The organism is Bacteroides sp. DH3716P (genome assembly GCF_025914115.1).
Lineage (GTDB): Bacteria > Bacteroidota > Bacteroidia > Bacteroidales > Bacteroidaceae > Bacteroides > Bacteroides ovatus.
The window spans coordinates 1,324,873-1,340,094 of sequence record NZ_CP083673.1; the positions used below are offsets into that span (position 1 = coordinate 1,324,873).

The window sequence follows — 15,222 nt, forward strand, 5'->3', positions numbered from 1 at the left end:
TTACTTGCTAATTTGCCAAACTGTTATTTTTTTATTTGATTAAATCCTTTTCCAATGCTTCCAGTGATTTGCCTTTCGTTTCGGGCAACGCACGGAAGAAGAACAAATAGCCGACAGCACAAATGACTGCATAAATCCAGAATGTACCACTGCTTCCCAAGAAATTATTCAGTAACGGGAAAGTGTATGTCAGCGTGAAACTACCTACCCACAAAGCAAATGTACAGGTTGCCATTGCAACGGCACGCACCCGGTTCGGGAAGATTTCGGCAAGCAGCACCCAAGTGATAGGCCCCAGGGACATTGCATAGCAAGCGATAGCCAGCACAACAAGTACCACCATAAAGAATCCGCTTACCTCGAAGAAATAGCAAGTGCCGAGAATGAGATAAATGCCAGCCAGCCCTCCGGCACCGAAAAGCATCAGAGCGCGACGTCCCAAGCGTTCGACTGTATAGATAGCCACAAAAGTAAAAACTACATTCGCCACACCTGTCACCACAATATTAAAGAGAACATCTCCCAACGAATACCCTGCAGACTGGAATATCTCCTGCGCATAATTGAAGATTACATTCGTACCGCACCATTGCTGGAATACAGCCACAATAATGCCTAAAACAAGTACCTTGCGGAACGGACGGCTAAACAATAACCGCAATCCTCCTTCCGACTTCGAAGAACCGGTTTCTTCCACCAAGCGAAGTTCCTGATCGGCATAATCATCACCACCCATTTTACTAAGCACATTCCATGCTTTCTCTTCTTTTCCTTTCATCGCCAGCCAGCGGGGACTTTCGGGGATGAAACATGCCAACAACAAGAATATCGCAGCAGGGAAGGCAGCCGCCCAAAACATCCATCGCCATCCCATCTGCCCGTTCCATGAAGCACAAATATCCACAGGAGAAAAGTCTGCAGGAATAGGTTCTGCAATCAGCCAGTTAGTGATTTGAGCGCCCAGGATACCGAGTACAATCGTCAATTGATTCAGCGAAACGAGTTTTCCCCTAATTGACGTAGGAGCTACTTCGGCAATATACATGGGAGAAAGTCCCGAAGCAATTCCGATTCCGATGCCACCTAAAAAACGGGCTGCCAAAAACCAACTAAATGCGGAAAACGCTCCGGTAGCATAAGCTGAAGACAAGAATATGAAAGCAGAAATTATCAGGAGAGGCTTACGTCCATAACGGTCTGCCATCATGCCTGCCACCATAGCGCCAATCAAACAACCGAGCAAAGCCACGCTCATGGCAAGTCCCTGCATGGCGGGTACATCGGCAATATCGAAATAGAGTTCATAGAAAGGCTTCGCTCCCCCTATCACCACCCAGTCGTAGCCAAAGAGAAGTCCGCCCATCGCAGAGACTAAACATATAAAATAGACAAACTTTTTATTATAACTTTTCATACCATTAGAAGATTGATTAATTGATACTGCAAAGATAGAGCATGTCAAGAGCATAAAAAATAGAATTTCATTCGATAAAGATGGACAATCTTATTTTTTGCAGTTTATTTGATAGATAAGATACATTGTTATATATTTGCGCAGAACAGTCGAATCATATACTATGAGATTATGGTAAAGTTGAAAGATGGATTTACCGGAGAAAGAGCTTTAGTGCTTCCCCGCATTATCGTTGACAAAATGGAAGAAGACCCTCTTACCTCCATGCTACACATTACTGACATCGGATATTATCCGAAAGCCAAGCATCACTTCCGGGAACGGAAAGAGCCTATCAACCAGTATGTATTCATCTATTGCATAGACGGGGCCGGATGGTATCGCATCGGCAATCAGGAATATACCGTATCCGCCAACCAGTATTTTATCCTCCCTGCGGGAGTTCCCCATGCCTATGCTTCCGACAAATCGTATCCATGGACTATTTACTGGATACACTTTAAAGGTATTCTCGCTCCCTTTTACGCTCAAGAGGCAAGCCGCCCAATGGATATCCAACCTGAATCGCATTCACGCATCAGTACACGAATCAATTTATTTGAAGAGATATTCAATACTTTGAAGAATGGTTATAGTAATGAGAACCTGCGTTATGCATTCTCTATGTTTCATTTTTATTTGGGAACATTGCGATATATACAACAATTTCGCAATGCAACTGCAAATAATGATGCAGCAGAAGATGAAAATGTAAGCGAACTGGCTATTCATTATATGAAAGAGAATATGGAAAAGCATCTTAGCCTACAAGATATAGCCGATCAGATCGGATATTCTCCTTCCCACTTCTCCCTGTTGTTCAAAAAGAAAACAGGCCATAGTCCTTTGACCTATTTCAACTTATTAAAGATACAGCAATCCTGCCAGCTACTCGACACTACTGATATGAAAATTAATCAGATATGCTATAAAATAGGTATAGAAGATACCTATTATTTCTCCCGGTTATTCAGCAAAATCATGGGGATGTCTCCACGTGAGTATCGTAAATCGAAAAAAGGATAACAAAGATTGAAAAAATAGCACACAACTATATAAATAAAAAGAGACTATGTTTTCTACAACATTGTCTCTTTTATTATTTTTCTAAATTTTAAATTAACCTCCTTATCTTTGTTCCATAAAGAAATAGACAAAGCAAAATTCTTATTTCAAAACGCCATAAATCACCAATAATCAATTTATATGAAATCCCAGTTCCGGACGTTCCTTTAAATATGTTATTAAATCCCGCCCCACCGAAAGCTTAATCGGACGGGAAATCAAATCAATTGACATGTGGCTTACATCGGCATCATCCGTCACTTTAAAATACAATTCCGTATTTCCCGGATGTTCCTTAGTCAGAGTGGCAAGTTCAGTAACCAAAGCCGAGTTCAAGACCGACAGAGGAATGATAATCGTGATCTTCTGCACCAGTTCTTCTTTCACATCGGGAAGAAGCTCCATAGAGGTGATTTTCACTTCCAATTCATCCTGCCGCCATTGTTTGGCTTGACAGCGAGCCTTGATATACAAGAACGTTCCTTCATTGAGATATCCCTGATAAGTCACCCAGTCGTTTCCCCAGAATGGAATCTCGGTAGAACCGGAATAGTCCTCAATCTTGGCAATACCATACGGATTTCCGTTCTTGCTAACTCCACGACGAACACTGGTCACAATTCCTCCCATCGTTATTTCACGACCAACAAGTGCAGCTTTATCTTCCAAATCCGCCATCCGTGTATTGCAGACATGTTCCAATACGATAGAAAATTCATCCAACGGATGAGCAGAAAGATAGATACCGACCAAATCACGCTCACGATTCAGACGATCAAGATCACTCCAACGTTCTACACCTTGAGGAATTTCAGGAGTTGCAACATCAATAACGTTTTCACCACCGAACAAAGAATTGACAGCAGCTGCCTTATCTGCCTGATAGCGGTTACCATAACGCATCAATGTCTCCAGGAACACTTCCCCTTTAGAGTTTACAGCAAAATATTGTTCCCGTTTCAGTTCCGGGAAACTATCAAATCCTCCGGCCAATGCCAGACATTCCATATTCTTCTTGTTGCAGGCATTCAGGTTGACACGTTGCACAAAGTCGAATATACCGAGGAAAGGACCATTTTTACGCCGTTCCTCCATTATGCTTTGTACAGCAGCTTCACCTACACCTTTGACAGCACCAAGTCCGAAACGAATATCACCGTCATGGTTTACGGTAAACTTCAGGTTACTTTCATTCACATCCGGTCCCAGCGTCTGAATACCCATTGCTTTACATTCGTCCATCAGTTTCGTGATATCGGTAATGTTAGACAAACTTCGGCTCATGACAGCTGCCATATATTCAGGAGGGTAATTTGCTTTTAGATAGGCTGTTTGGTAAGCTACCCACGAATAACAAGTAGCATGTGATTTATTGAAAGCATAAGACGCGAATTTTTCCCAGTCTGTCCAAATCTTCTCAAGCACTTTCGGGTCGTGTCCATTCTTACGCCCACCTTCAATAAATTTAGGTTTCATGTGATCCAACTTGTCACGCAACTTCTTACCCATCGCTTTACGGAGCGCATCAGACTCACCACGAGTAAAGTCTGCCAATAAACGTGACAGAAGCATCACCTGTTCCTGATAGACCGTAATTCCATACGTATCCTTCAAGTACTTTTCCATTACAGGAATATCATACTCAATCGGCTTGCGTCCATGTTTACGATCAATAAAATCAGGGATATAATCCATCGGTCCCGGACGATAAAGGGCATTCATGGCAATCAAATCTTCGAATGTAGAAGGCTGCAATTCGCGCAGGTACTTCTGCATACCGGCAGATTCAAACTGGAATGTACCAATCGTACGTCCGTCACTATATAATTTATAAGTAGCCGGATCAGAAATATCTATCGCATCGACATCCACTTCAACATTACGACTTAAACGGATATTTTCAACAGCTTCTTTGATGATAGACAAAGTTTTCAGACCGAGGAAGTCCATCTTAATCAACCCAGTATCTTCAATCACCGAGCCTTCATACTGGGTAACAAGCATCTTTTCGCCCGTTTCCTTATCATCAGCAGTGCTGACAGGTACCCAGTCAGTAATATCATCACGGCAAATAATCGTACCGCAAGCATGTACACCTGTACCACGCACGTTGCCTTCAAGCATTTTGGCATACTTGATCGTATCCCGCAATAGAGGATCAGATGACGCTTCCGCTGCTTGCAATTCGGGAACATAAGCAATGGCATTCGGCAAATTAAGTTTCTTGTCAGGAATCTTGTCAGGAACCAGTTTACACAAACGATCGGATTCTGACAAAGGTAGCTTTTGTACACGCGCGACATCCTTGATAGCCATCTTTGTCGCCATAGTACCATACGTAATAATATGAGCAACTTTTTCCTGACCATATTTATTTGTCACCCAACGAAGTACCTCACCACGACCGTCATCATCAAAGTCCACATCAATATCGGGCAAGGAAATACGGTCTGGATTCAAGAAACGTTCAAACAGCAAATCATATTGGATAGGGTCTATCTTCGTAATACCCAAACAATAAGCCACTGCTGAACCTGCTGCCGAACCACGTCCCGGACCTACCGACACACCCAGTTCCTTACGTGCCGCATTGATAAAGTCCTGTACAATCAAGAAGTATCCGGGGAAACCCATCGTTTTCATGATGTACAATTCGAAGTTCATTCGTTCTTTGACTTCTTCCGTTAGAGGTTCACCATAAATTCTTTTAGCTCCGTCAAAAGCCAGTTTTGCCAAATAATCTCCTTCAAGTTTTATACGATAAAGTTTATCATAACCACCCAAGCGTTTAATTTTTGCTTTCGCATCCTCTTCACTTAATACCACATTACCATGTTCATCTTGAGTAAACTCGTCGAACAAGTCTTTTTCTGTAAACTTCGCCCGATACCCCTCCTCTGTTCCGAAATCTTCGGGAATGGCGAAAGTCGGCATGATAGGTGCATGGTCGATCGAGTAGTATTCTACCTTATCAAGAATCTCCAGTGTATTGCTCAATGCTTCGGGCACGTCGGCAAAGAGTTCGTTCATCTCTTCGCGTGTCTTCATCCATTCTTGTTTGGTGTAAAGCATACGGGTAGGATCATCCAAATCCTTACCGGTACTCAAACAGATCAAACGGTCGTGCGCTTCCGCATTCTCTTCATCTACAAAGTGAACATCATTCGTACAAATCAGTTTGACATTGAATTTCTTAGCATATTCTATCAAATGTTTGTTCACATTCACCTGCAACGGATAACACTCATGATTGGCACGGGGAACAGTCGCTTTATGGCGTTGTAACTCCAGATAGTAGTCATCGCCAAACAAATTCTTATACCATTGTATTGCTTCCTCCGCTTCGGCAAATTGCCCGGCAGTAATCCGCTTCGGCACCTCACCACCGAGACAGGCTGAACAAATAATAAGTCCTTCGTGATATTTTTCGAGTTCGCTACGGTCAGTACGCGGACGCATATAATAACCGCGCGTCCACGCGTGCGATACTAATTTAATAAGGTTGTGATAACCTGTTTCATTCTTAGCCAATACGATCAGGTGATAACCACTCTGGTCGGGCTTGCCTTCTTTCAGGTCCATGGTACGGCGTGCCACATACATTTCACAACCGATGATCGGTTTGAATAGTTTGTTTTCCGCTTCCACGATCTTAGCTTTGCAAGCAGCAATCTCCGCCTCTTTATCCTCGCACTCTATCGTGCCGGCCTCAATTCCTGCAATTCGCTTCTTCAGGTCCTTGACTTCACCTTTCGGACCGCTGTTCTTCTTATTGACGTAGTTCGTAAATTCCTTGATACCGAACATATTTCCATGATCGGTCACGGCTATACCCTTCATCCCATTCTTCATGGCTTTATCAACCAGACGAGCTACGCTAGCCTGACCATCCAACAAAGAATATTGAGTATGGACATGTAAATGAACGAAATCCTGCATAATGATAAGTAGTTAATTTGAAGGCATAAAATTACTACCTCCCGGGTTATAAACAAAAATAATCCTCAAAAAGTTATCAACATTCGCATTTCTATGCTCATTTACTTGCTGAATTTTTAAATTAAGTATATTTTTGCAGACAATATCATTAAACAGCATTCATGGGCCGACTAAAGAAATTGAAGAAAATACGTATTCACCGCGAAGGAACACATATATTATGGGCTAGCTTCTTGCTATTGCTATTGATTAATGCGGCTCTTTATTGGGGGATCGATTGCAAAATACCATTTTATGTGGTAGCAGTAGCGAGTATAGCAGTCTATCTGCTGATGGTGAATTTCTTTCGATGTCCGATCCGTCTCTTCGGACAGGACACTGAAAAGATTGTCGTAGCACCCGCCGATGGAAAAATCGTCGTTATCGAGGAAGTCGATGAAAACGAATATTTCCATGACCGCCGGTTAATGATATCCATCTTCATGAGCATTGTGAATGTACATGCCAACTGGTATCCGGTGGACGGTACCATTAAAAAGGTAGCACATCATAATGGAAACTTCATGAAAGCATGGCTGCCGAAAGCCAGCACAGAAAACGAACGTTCTACGGTAGTAATCGAAACTCCGGAAGGAGTGGAAGTACTCACCCGGCAAATTGCCGGAGCAGTGGCACGCCGTATTGTCACCTACGCTGAAGTAGGAGAAGAATGTTATATTGACGAACACATGGGATTTATCAAATTCGGTTCCCGTGTGGATGTGTATTTACCCATTGGCACAGAAGTATGTGTCAGCATGGGACAATTAACGACCGGTAACCAAACGGTTATCGCCAAACTTAAATAATTCTGTCACAATGACAAACGTTATTAAAAACAGTATTCCGAATACCGTAACCTGCCTGAACCTTTTCTCCGGTTGTATTGCCTGCGTCATGGCTTTTGAAGCCAAATATGAGCTGGCACTACTTTTCATTGCTTTAAGTTCCATTTTCGATTTCTTCGACGGATTGTTGGCTCGTATGCTCAACGCACATTCCATTATCGGAAAAGACTTGGACTCATTGGCAGATGATGTCAGTTTTGGAGTTGCTCCTTCACTGATCGTATTCTCTCTGTTCAAAGAAATGTATTATCCGGCAAGTATGGAGTTCATCGCTCCTTACCTACCTTATTTGGCATTCTTGATTTCTGTTTTTTCAGCATTGCGCCTGGCTAAATTCAATAATGACACGCGACAGACCAGTTCTTTTGTGGGACTTCCGGTTCCCGCCAACGCTCTGTTCTGGGGTTCTTTAGTGGCGGGTGCACATGACTTCCTGATATCAGACAACTGCCATCCTGTCTACCTTCTTATACTTGTCTGTCTGTTTTCCGGACTGCTGGTATCAGAAATACCGATGTTTTCGCTGAAATTTAAAAATCTGTCATGGAATGACAACAAAATCAGTTTTATATTCCTGATTATCTGCATTCCTCTTCTTATATTTCTTGGAATCAGTAGCTTTGCCGCCATCATTGTATGGTATATTTTACTTTCACTTTTTACAAGAAAAAGTAAATAAACAATCTCTTGGCACGTTTGTTGTACTATGAGTTTTATCGAAGTAACAACATAAAAATCATAGCCCGATGCATATACTTTTATTCATACTCATTTTTATTATTGCCATTTTCGTATTTGGCCTTTCTATTATCGGCTTCATACTAAGAACGATTTTCGGATTAGGACGTGGTTCTTCTTCATCACGCCCGAAACAAACGGAATCGGGACGTACAAGCCAACAGGACTATGGCCAAAGAGATCGCCGTTCAAATGATGATGAAGAGGAAATATATTCCGAGAATGTTCCGGAGAAAAGACATAAAAAAATATTCACCCAGGACGATGGTGAATATGTAGATTTTGAGGAAATCAAATAAAACAGGATACTGCTTTTATTTTCGTTTCGCAGCAAAGAACTCTTTCATTAATGTAGCGCATTCGTCAGCCATTACCCCTTTTACAACCACCGTTTTAGGATGTAGAGCCGAACCGGCATATTTCTGATAGCCGCGTTTTTCATCTTCAGCGCCAAATACAAGTTTACCAGTCTGTGCCCAAGCAATAGCTCCGGCACACATTACGCAAGGTTCAACCGTGACATACAGGGTACATTCGTTCAAGTACTTGCCACCAAGCACATTGGCAGCAGCTGTAATAGCCTGCATCTCGGCATGAGCCGTTACATCATTCAATGTTTCTGTGAGATTATGGGCACGTGCGATAATCCGCTCCTTACAAACCACGACAGCTCCAACGGGAACTTCCCCCCGCTCGGCAGCCTTTCCTGCCTCTATCAAAGCTTGTTTCATGAAGTAAATATCGTCCAGCATTCCACCCTTTAATTTTGAATCTATTATTTTTATTATCCCCCTATCGTCTCATGTCGTGTTCACCAAAAAGGGTTGGATAATCTTCTTCCATATTCTTATGAATAAACATGAGAATCGTTTCACGAAGCCAACGTGACTTGTTCGTTATCTTATATTTCTCAAGATAACGATCTACAATCAGCTGTTCTTCGTCGCTCAATAAAATGCTCATCCGTCGTTCCCTTTTGGTACACTCGACATGCATTTTCAGGCACTTCTTACTCCTTTTTCTCATATCTTCTGCAAAATTACTTTTACTTCTGTAAATACAAAGAATAAAAGCAGTAAATTTGCAAAAAAAGATGGCTAAACATAATGATTTAGGAAAAGCCGGAGAAAATGCCGCCGTAGCTTATCTTGAACAGAAGGGGTATCTCATCCGTAACCGGAACTGGAGAAAAGGACATTTCGAACTGGACATTGTAGCAGCAAAGGATAATGAACTGATTGTAATAGAAGTGAAAACCCGCAGTAATACTCTGTTTGCAGAGCCGGAAGATGCTGTTGATTTACCTAAAATAAGACGTACGGTACGCGCAGCGGATACCTATATCAGATTGTTTCAGATTGACTCTCCTGTACGCTTTGATATCATTACGATAGTAGGCGATGAGATAAATTTCAAGGTTGAACACATAGAGGAAGCATTTTATCCTCCTTTATATTAAAGTTCACTACAGAAGATGCAGAATACATAGAGTTATTATATAATCGAATCATTATGAACGTAGAAACTGTCAGAGAATACTGCCTCAACAAGAAAGGAGTTACCGAGTCTTTCCCTTTCGATGATGTATCACTTGTTGTCAAGGTGATGAACAAAATGTTTGCTCTCATCGATTTGGAAGAAGCCAATCACATCGCATTGAAATGTGATCCGGAAAAAGCGATCGAACTACGCGAACATTATTCAGGAATTGAAGGAGCTTATCATTTTAATAAAAAATACTGGAACAGTGTTCGTTTTGAGAGTGACGTAGACGATAAACTGATGAAAGAACTTATCGATCACTCTTATGATGAGGTAATCAAGAAATTTACTAAAAAGTTACGCGCAGAATATGATGCCCTCCCCTGATATATTCCCGGTTCCATTGATTCATATCAGCGAGACTAATTCTACCAACAACTATCTGCAGTCTCTCTGTTCTAAACAAAAAGTGGAAGAACTCACTGTCGTAGTCGCCGACTTTCAGACTTCCGGTCGTGGACAACGCGGCAACTCTTGGGAATCAGATTCCGGTAAGAATCTTCTTTTCAGCATCGTCATCTTCCCTGAATTCCTGGAAGCACGACGCCAGTTTCTCATTTCACAGATTATTTCTTTGGCTATTAAGGAAGAACTGGATACCTATACCACCGATATCTCTATCAAATGGCCGAACGATATTTATTGGAAAGAAAAGAAAATATGTGGAATGTTGATAGAAAACGATCTGATGGGACGGAACATCAGTCAAAGTATAGCAGGGATTGGAATCAATATTAATCAGGAAACGTTTCACAGTTTTGCCCCTAATCCTGTTTCACTGCGACAAATTACAGGAAAAGAGTTCGATCTATTTGAAATACTGAAGAGCATCGTATTGCGTATCCAATCTTATTATAGTTTACTTAAAAAAGGCAATACGGAATCAATAGTCTGCCAATATGAAATGTCTCTTTTCAAAAAGGAAGGAATGCATCGTTTTAAAGATGCCAACGGTGAATTTCTTGCACGAATCATTTGTGTAGAACCCGAAGGAAGATTAATACTGGAAGATGAAATACTAAACAAAAGAGGCTATATGTTTAAGGAGGTGGAATATTTACTGAAATAATCATCACTTAACAAACTATTATTGCTACATTGTGTTGAAAAAATAAATATATTTGTAAATTAGCAACCTTATAAAAAATGAGAAAAATGACGAAAGCTCAATTCGGCCTACATATATGGATAGGAATATTCCTTTGTTTATTTAGCGTGTCTTGTTCAGATGATGATACAGATTCGATAAAAGGAGACGATGATGATACGGATCTTAGCATAAATCATTGGATAGAGAAAAAATTGCGTAACGATTATTTATGGTATAATGAGTTACCAGCAACTAACAAAATAGATTACACAGCCGACCCTGAAACTTTCTTTTATTCATTGCTCAGTCTGAACGATGGCAAAACAAGGAATGGAAAACACCTCTACTACTATTCTTACATGGAGAAGAATAAAGATTATAAAACACGTACCAGTATTGATGCAGACAAGACCTATGGAATGGAATTTACATTGTTTAATATAGTAGATGGAAATAACAAACCTTTAGGATATTATTATGCCCGAGTAGTGTATATTCTACCCAATAGCCCTGCACATGCAGCCGGTTTGGAACGAGGAGATTGGATTATAGGTATAGATGGAAAAAATAATATAAAAGAAGGAAATTACAAGGCCCTATTGAATGGTTCTGCTTCTCAATGGATTATAAAACACAATTCAGAAACTAAGACAATTGCCATAGGAGCTTCTACGGCAGTCGAAGATAATCCGTTATATTATCATGACGTACTTACGTTTGGAGATAAGAAAATAGGCTATCTGGTTTACAACCATTTCACTCCGGGGCCAACGGGCGTAGATGATCGTACTTATGATGAAGAAATGAAAACCATATTTGCCGATTTCCAATCAAAAGGAGTGAACGAATTTGTATTAGATTTGCGCTATAACGGGGGCGGTTATGAACATTCGGCCAATATGCTAGCAGGACTTTTGATTTCCGAAGAGTACAAAGATAAAGTCTTTGGTATTTTTTCCAACAACAAAGGGAAAGTGACACACACCAGATATTTCAATACGGAAACTGGAGGAACGACAGGCTATTTGAAGCTTAATTCTAATCGCATTTATATCTTAACAAGTGAAAATACCGCATCATCCTCAGAATTGGTTATCAGCAGTTTGGAACCCTTCATGAATATCATACTCATCGGTGAATTAACAGAAGGGAAAAATGTCGGAATGCAGAAGTATTCAGATGATCAATATGAATGGGCGTATTGGCCTATTACTACAAAAGTTACCAATGCTGTACATTCAGACTATAGTGCCGGATTTACCCCCGATTACGATTGGAACGAGTTTAATTTAGCCCAAAATCCAGAAGACACTTTGCTCCCTTTAGGCAGCTCTGATGAGTTTATGTTAAACAAGGCCATTACTCTGATAACGGGAACCAATCGGAATACAAGAAACATAACAATGTCGTCTCAAACAATACAAAGAAGCCAACCTATATATCAATCGATAGATCGCCATACTACTGGTGGAGTGCTACTTTGTCCGATTGAGATGGAATAAAAATACCTTGAGAATAGAAAAAGAGGTGAACCACCTAGCGATTCACCTCTTTTTCTATTCTCAATATCTTATCCAATGTCTTTTGAGCTTCTGTCGATGGAAAACGTAGAACAACTTTCTGTAAAGAGTTACGCGCTTTCTCATACCGGGTAGTAAACAACTTCGATAATCCATCCCGATAGCGGGCATACTGCATTTTAGTGGGAGAAGGAAGTTTTTTGTAATCCGTTTCTAACTTTTTCTTCTCCTGCTCTGCCATCAAATAATAATAGTTTCCTAAAAAGATATTAGCAGCCAGATTATCCGCATCGAGTTGCAATATTTTTTCGTACATACGCAAAGCATCTTTTTCTTGTCCGCGGCACACTTGCATTTCCGCACATGTTTCCAAACAATCTACATTATTTGGGTCCTTTTGCAGCAACTCTTTGTAGAACAAATAAGCTTTGTCGTAATTCCGTTTCTTTTTATAGGCGAGAGCTAATTCAGTAGCCAGTTTGGAGCTAATTTCACTATTCTTGTCCACATTCGTCCAATAATACATTTCCGTACGGTCTATATTCAGAGGAATAGTCTGTCGGAAATAGCTCACAGCCTGTCCATTCTGCCCAGCCTCAATGGCGGCAGATACTTTCTGCAACATCTCATCAACCGACTGTGCATTCAGCGCCAGCGGCAGTGAGAATAAAGAGATAAGAAAAATAGTTAAGGTCCTCATAATCCATCTGATTGCTATTTAGTTCGTGATTCACAAAGATACAACAAAAAAAATAAAAAATGTACCTTTGTGGACGAAAAGAACAATCAATTTGATAAAAGTGTTTCTATAAAATGATAGATAAAAAACAATCCTCCGAAAACAGACGAATATTACGGATAGCCATACCATCGATTATATCAAATATTACCGTCCCGCTACTGGGACTTATCGATGTTACCATCGTAGGACACCTCGGTTCTCCGGCCTACATTGGAGCCATCGCTGTAGGGGGAATGTTGTTTAATATTATCTATTGGATTTTCGGATTCCTACGCATGGGGACGAGTGGCATGACCTCACAAGCGTATGGGCAGCATGATCTAAATGAAATCACCCGGTTACTGTTACGTTCCGTTGGCGTAGGATTGTTTATAGCTCTTTGCCTGTTGATACTCCAATACCCCATCCTGAAATTGGCATTCACTCTGATACAAACCACACCGGAAGTCGAGCAACTGGCAACTACTTATTTCTATATCTGTATCTGGGGAGCTCCCGCCACATTAGGACTTTATGGATTCGCCGGTTGGTTTATCGGAATGCAGAATTCACGCTTTCCCATGTATATCGCTATTACTCAAAACATTGTCAATATTGTAGCCAGCCTATCCTTTGTCTACTTGCTGGATATGAAAGTGGCAGGAGTGGCAACAGGAACTTTAATAGCCCAATATGCAGGTTTCTTCATGGCCATATTGCTATATATGCGCTATTATAGTGCACTAAGAAAGCGGATCGTATGGAAAGAAATTATACAGAAACAAGCCATGTACCGTTTCTTCCAAGTCAACCGGGACATCTTCTTCCGTACCCTTTGCCTGGTTGTAGTCACCATGTTTTTCACCTCTGCAGGAGCCGCCCAAGGAGAAATTGTATTAGCCGTAAACACCTTGCTCATGCAACTATTCACTCTGTTTTCTTACATCATGGACGGATTTGCTTATGCCGGTGAAGCACTGGCCGGCCGTTACATAGGTGCCAAGAATCAAACAGCCTTACGCAACACTGTACATCACCTTTTCTATTGGGGATTGGGTCTTTCATTGATATTCACCATCCTTTATGCAATCGGTGGAAAAGAATTTCTTGGCCTACTAACCAATGACACTTCAGTAATCAACGCTTCAGACACTTATTTTTACTGGGCACTTATCATTCCACTAGCTGGCTTTTCCGCTTTCCTGTGGGATGGAGTATTTATTGGTGCCACCGCTACCCGTCAGATGCTTTACTCCATGTTAGTCGCTTCCGCCAGCTTCTTCGGAGTATATTACGCTTTCCATCCTCTCCTGGGAAATCACGCCCTGTGGCTGGCTTTTCTCATTTATCTTTCCCTGCGAGGGGTTGTACAAACCTTTTTGGGAAGGCAAATAATAAAAAAAGTAATCGCATCCCAGTGAGGCTATCCGATAAATTATCTCTATATTTGCGGCAAACAATAAAAAGCAAAAGGTATGGCAAAGTATAAAAGAATCTTACTAAAGCTCAGTGGAGAGAGCTTGATGGGCGAAAAGCAATACGGCATTGACGAAAAAAGACTGGCAGAATATGCTCAACAAATCAAAGAAATCCACGAACAAGGGGCACAGATTGGTATCGTCATCGGAGGAGGTAATATATTCCGCGGATTAAGCGGAGCCAATAAAGGTTTTGACCGTGTGAAAGGTGACCAAATGGGAATGTTGGCTACCGTTATCAATAGCCTCGCTCTAAGTTCTGCTCTTGTGGCTACCGGTGTAAAAGCACGTGTATTGACAGCAGTACGGATGGAACCTATCGGTGAATTCTACAGTAAATGGAAAGCCATCGAATGTATGGAAAACGGTGAAGTGGTCATCATGTCTGCAGGAACAGGAAATCCTTTCTTTACTACAGATACCGGTTCTTCACTTAGAGGAATAGAAATCGAAGCAGACGTTATGCTGAAAGGTACTCGCGTAGATGGCATTTACACAGCTGATCCTGAAAAAGATCCTACCGCAACCAAATTCGATGATATTACGTATGATGAAGTGTTGAAACGTGGTCTGAAAGTTATGGATTTAACTGCGACTTGTATGTGCAAAGAAAATAACCTGCCTATCGTCGTATTTGATATGGACACAGTAGGTAACTTAAAGAAAGTAATCAGCGGAGAAGAGATAGGTACGTTAGTACACAACTAATCAGAAAATAAAAAGTGTGAATTTCGCTGTATAGCTTTGATAAAAACTACTATTGCAAAATTCGCACTTTGCCTTTCTTTT

At 41.1% G+C, this 15,222-nt stretch carries 15 protein-coding genes; 10 read left to right on the forward strand and 5 right to left on the reverse strand.

Annotation, left to right across the window (positions count from 1 at the left end):
* Positions 1-31: 31 nt before the first annotated feature.
* Entirely contained in the window at positions 32-1,414 is a 1,383-nt protein-coding gene (locus KQP79_RS04725) for a sugar porter family MFS transporter (RefSeq protein ID WP_061447759.1), read from the reverse strand.
* Between the two features lie 171 nt (positions 1,415-1,585).
* Here KQP79_RS04725 and KQP79_RS04730 point away from each other — a divergent pair, with 171 nt between their 5' ends.
* A complete protein-coding gene (locus tag KQP79_RS04730; RefSeq protein WP_004306566.1) occupies positions 1,586-2,479 on the forward strand; it encodes an AraC family transcriptional regulator in 894 nt (297 codons plus the stop codon).
* A gap of 171 nt (positions 2,480-2,650) precedes the next feature.
* On the opposite strand, the gene dnaE is transcribed toward KQP79_RS04730, so the two are convergent.
* A complete protein-coding gene (gene dnaE, locus KQP79_RS04735) occupies positions 2,651-6,457 on the reverse strand; it encodes a DNA polymerase III subunit alpha (protein WP_004307927.1) in 3,807 nt (1,268 codons plus the stop codon).
* Positions 6,458-6,618: 161 nt separating this feature from the next.
* Between dnaE and KQP79_RS04740 the strand changes: the two genes are divergently transcribed.
* From KQP79_RS04740 to KQP79_RS04750, 3 genes are all read left to right on the forward strand, one after another.
* A complete protein-coding gene (locus KQP79_RS04740) occupies positions 6,619-7,305 on the forward strand; it encodes a phosphatidylserine decarboxylase family protein (RefSeq protein ID WP_004299219.1) in 687 nt (228 codons plus the stop codon).
* A gap of 10 nt (positions 7,306-7,315) precedes the next feature.
* Positions 7,316-8,023 carry a CDP-diacylglycerol--serine O-phosphatidyltransferase gene (gene pssA, locus KQP79_RS04745; protein WP_004306563.1) on the forward strand — a complete coding sequence of 236 codons (708 nt, stop codon included), beginning with the start codon at positions 7,316-7,318 and terminating at the stop codon, positions 8,021-8,023.
* A 67-nt stretch (positions 8,024-8,090) separates the two neighbouring features.
* Positions 8,091-8,381 (forward strand): DUF4834 family protein, encoded by a 291-nt coding sequence (locus tag KQP79_RS04750; RefSeq protein ID WP_004306562.1) that lies wholly within the window; start codon positions 8,091-8,093, stop codon positions 8,379-8,381.
* Between the two features lie 15 nt (positions 8,382-8,396).
* Here KQP79_RS04750 and KQP79_RS04755 read toward each other — a convergent pair whose 3' ends face one another.
* Positions 8,397-8,834, reverse strand: a complete 438-nt coding sequence (locus KQP79_RS04755) for a nucleoside deaminase (RefSeq protein WP_004299216.1) — start codon at positions 8,832-8,834, stop codon at positions 8,397-8,399.
* A gap of 40 nt (positions 8,835-8,874) precedes the next feature.
* Positions 8,875-9,108, reverse strand: coding sequence for a hypothetical protein (locus KQP79_RS04760; protein ID WP_004299215.1), 234 nt, complete (start codon positions 9,106-9,108; stop codon positions 8,875-8,877).
* Between the two features lie 67 nt (positions 9,109-9,175).
* Between KQP79_RS04760 and KQP79_RS04765 the strand changes: the two genes are divergently transcribed.
* The 4 genes from KQP79_RS04765 to KQP79_RS04780 all read left to right on the forward strand — a co-directional run bounded on the left by KQP79_RS04765 (position 9,176) and on the right by KQP79_RS04780 (position 12,216).
* Positions 9,176-9,541, forward strand: coding sequence for a YraN family protein (locus tag KQP79_RS04765; RefSeq protein WP_004326250.1), 366 nt, complete (start codon positions 9,176-9,178; stop codon positions 9,539-9,541).
* 53 nt (positions 9,542-9,594) lie between these two features.
* Positions 9,595-9,951 carry an MmcQ/YjbR family DNA-binding protein gene (locus tag KQP79_RS04770; RefSeq protein ID WP_004307924.1) on the forward strand — a complete coding sequence of 119 codons (357 nt, stop codon included), beginning with the start codon at positions 9,595-9,597 and terminating at the stop codon, positions 9,949-9,951.
* Positions 9,935-10,693 (forward strand): biotin--[acetyl-CoA-carboxylase] ligase, encoded by a 759-nt coding sequence (locus KQP79_RS04775; RefSeq protein ID WP_022199266.1) that lies wholly within the window; start codon positions 9,935-9,937, stop codon positions 10,691-10,693. Before KQP79_RS04770 ends, KQP79_RS04775 begins: the two co-directional genes overlap by 17 nt.
* A gap of 86 nt (positions 10,694-10,779) precedes the next feature.
* The gene (locus tag KQP79_RS04780; protein ID WP_004307922.1) at positions 10,780-12,216 is read left to right on the forward strand and encodes a S41 family peptidase; all 1,437 of its coding nucleotides are present in this window, start codon (positions 10,780-10,782) and stop codon (positions 12,214-12,216) included.
* A 34-nt stretch (positions 12,217-12,250) separates the two neighbouring features.
* On the opposite strand, the gene KQP79_RS04785 is transcribed toward KQP79_RS04780, so the two are convergent.
* Positions 12,251-12,934, reverse strand: a complete 684-nt coding sequence (locus KQP79_RS04785) for a tetratricopeptide repeat protein (RefSeq protein ID WP_004306554.1) — start codon at positions 12,932-12,934, stop codon at positions 12,251-12,253.
* Positions 12,935-13,047: 113 nt separating this feature from the next.
* On the opposite strand from KQP79_RS04785, the gene KQP79_RS04790 reads away from it, so the two are divergent.
* Together KQP79_RS04790 and pyrH are read left to right on the forward strand one after the other, a co-directional pair.
* A complete protein-coding gene (locus KQP79_RS04790; RefSeq protein ID WP_004307921.1) occupies positions 13,048-14,376 on the forward strand; it encodes an MATE family efflux transporter in 1,329 nt (442 codons plus the stop codon).
* A 54-nt stretch (positions 14,377-14,430) separates the two neighbouring features.
* Entirely contained in the window at positions 14,431-15,141 is a 711-nt protein-coding gene (gene pyrH, locus KQP79_RS04795) for a UMP kinase (RefSeq protein WP_004307920.1), read from the forward strand.
* Positions 15,142-15,222 lie beyond the last annotated feature (81 nt).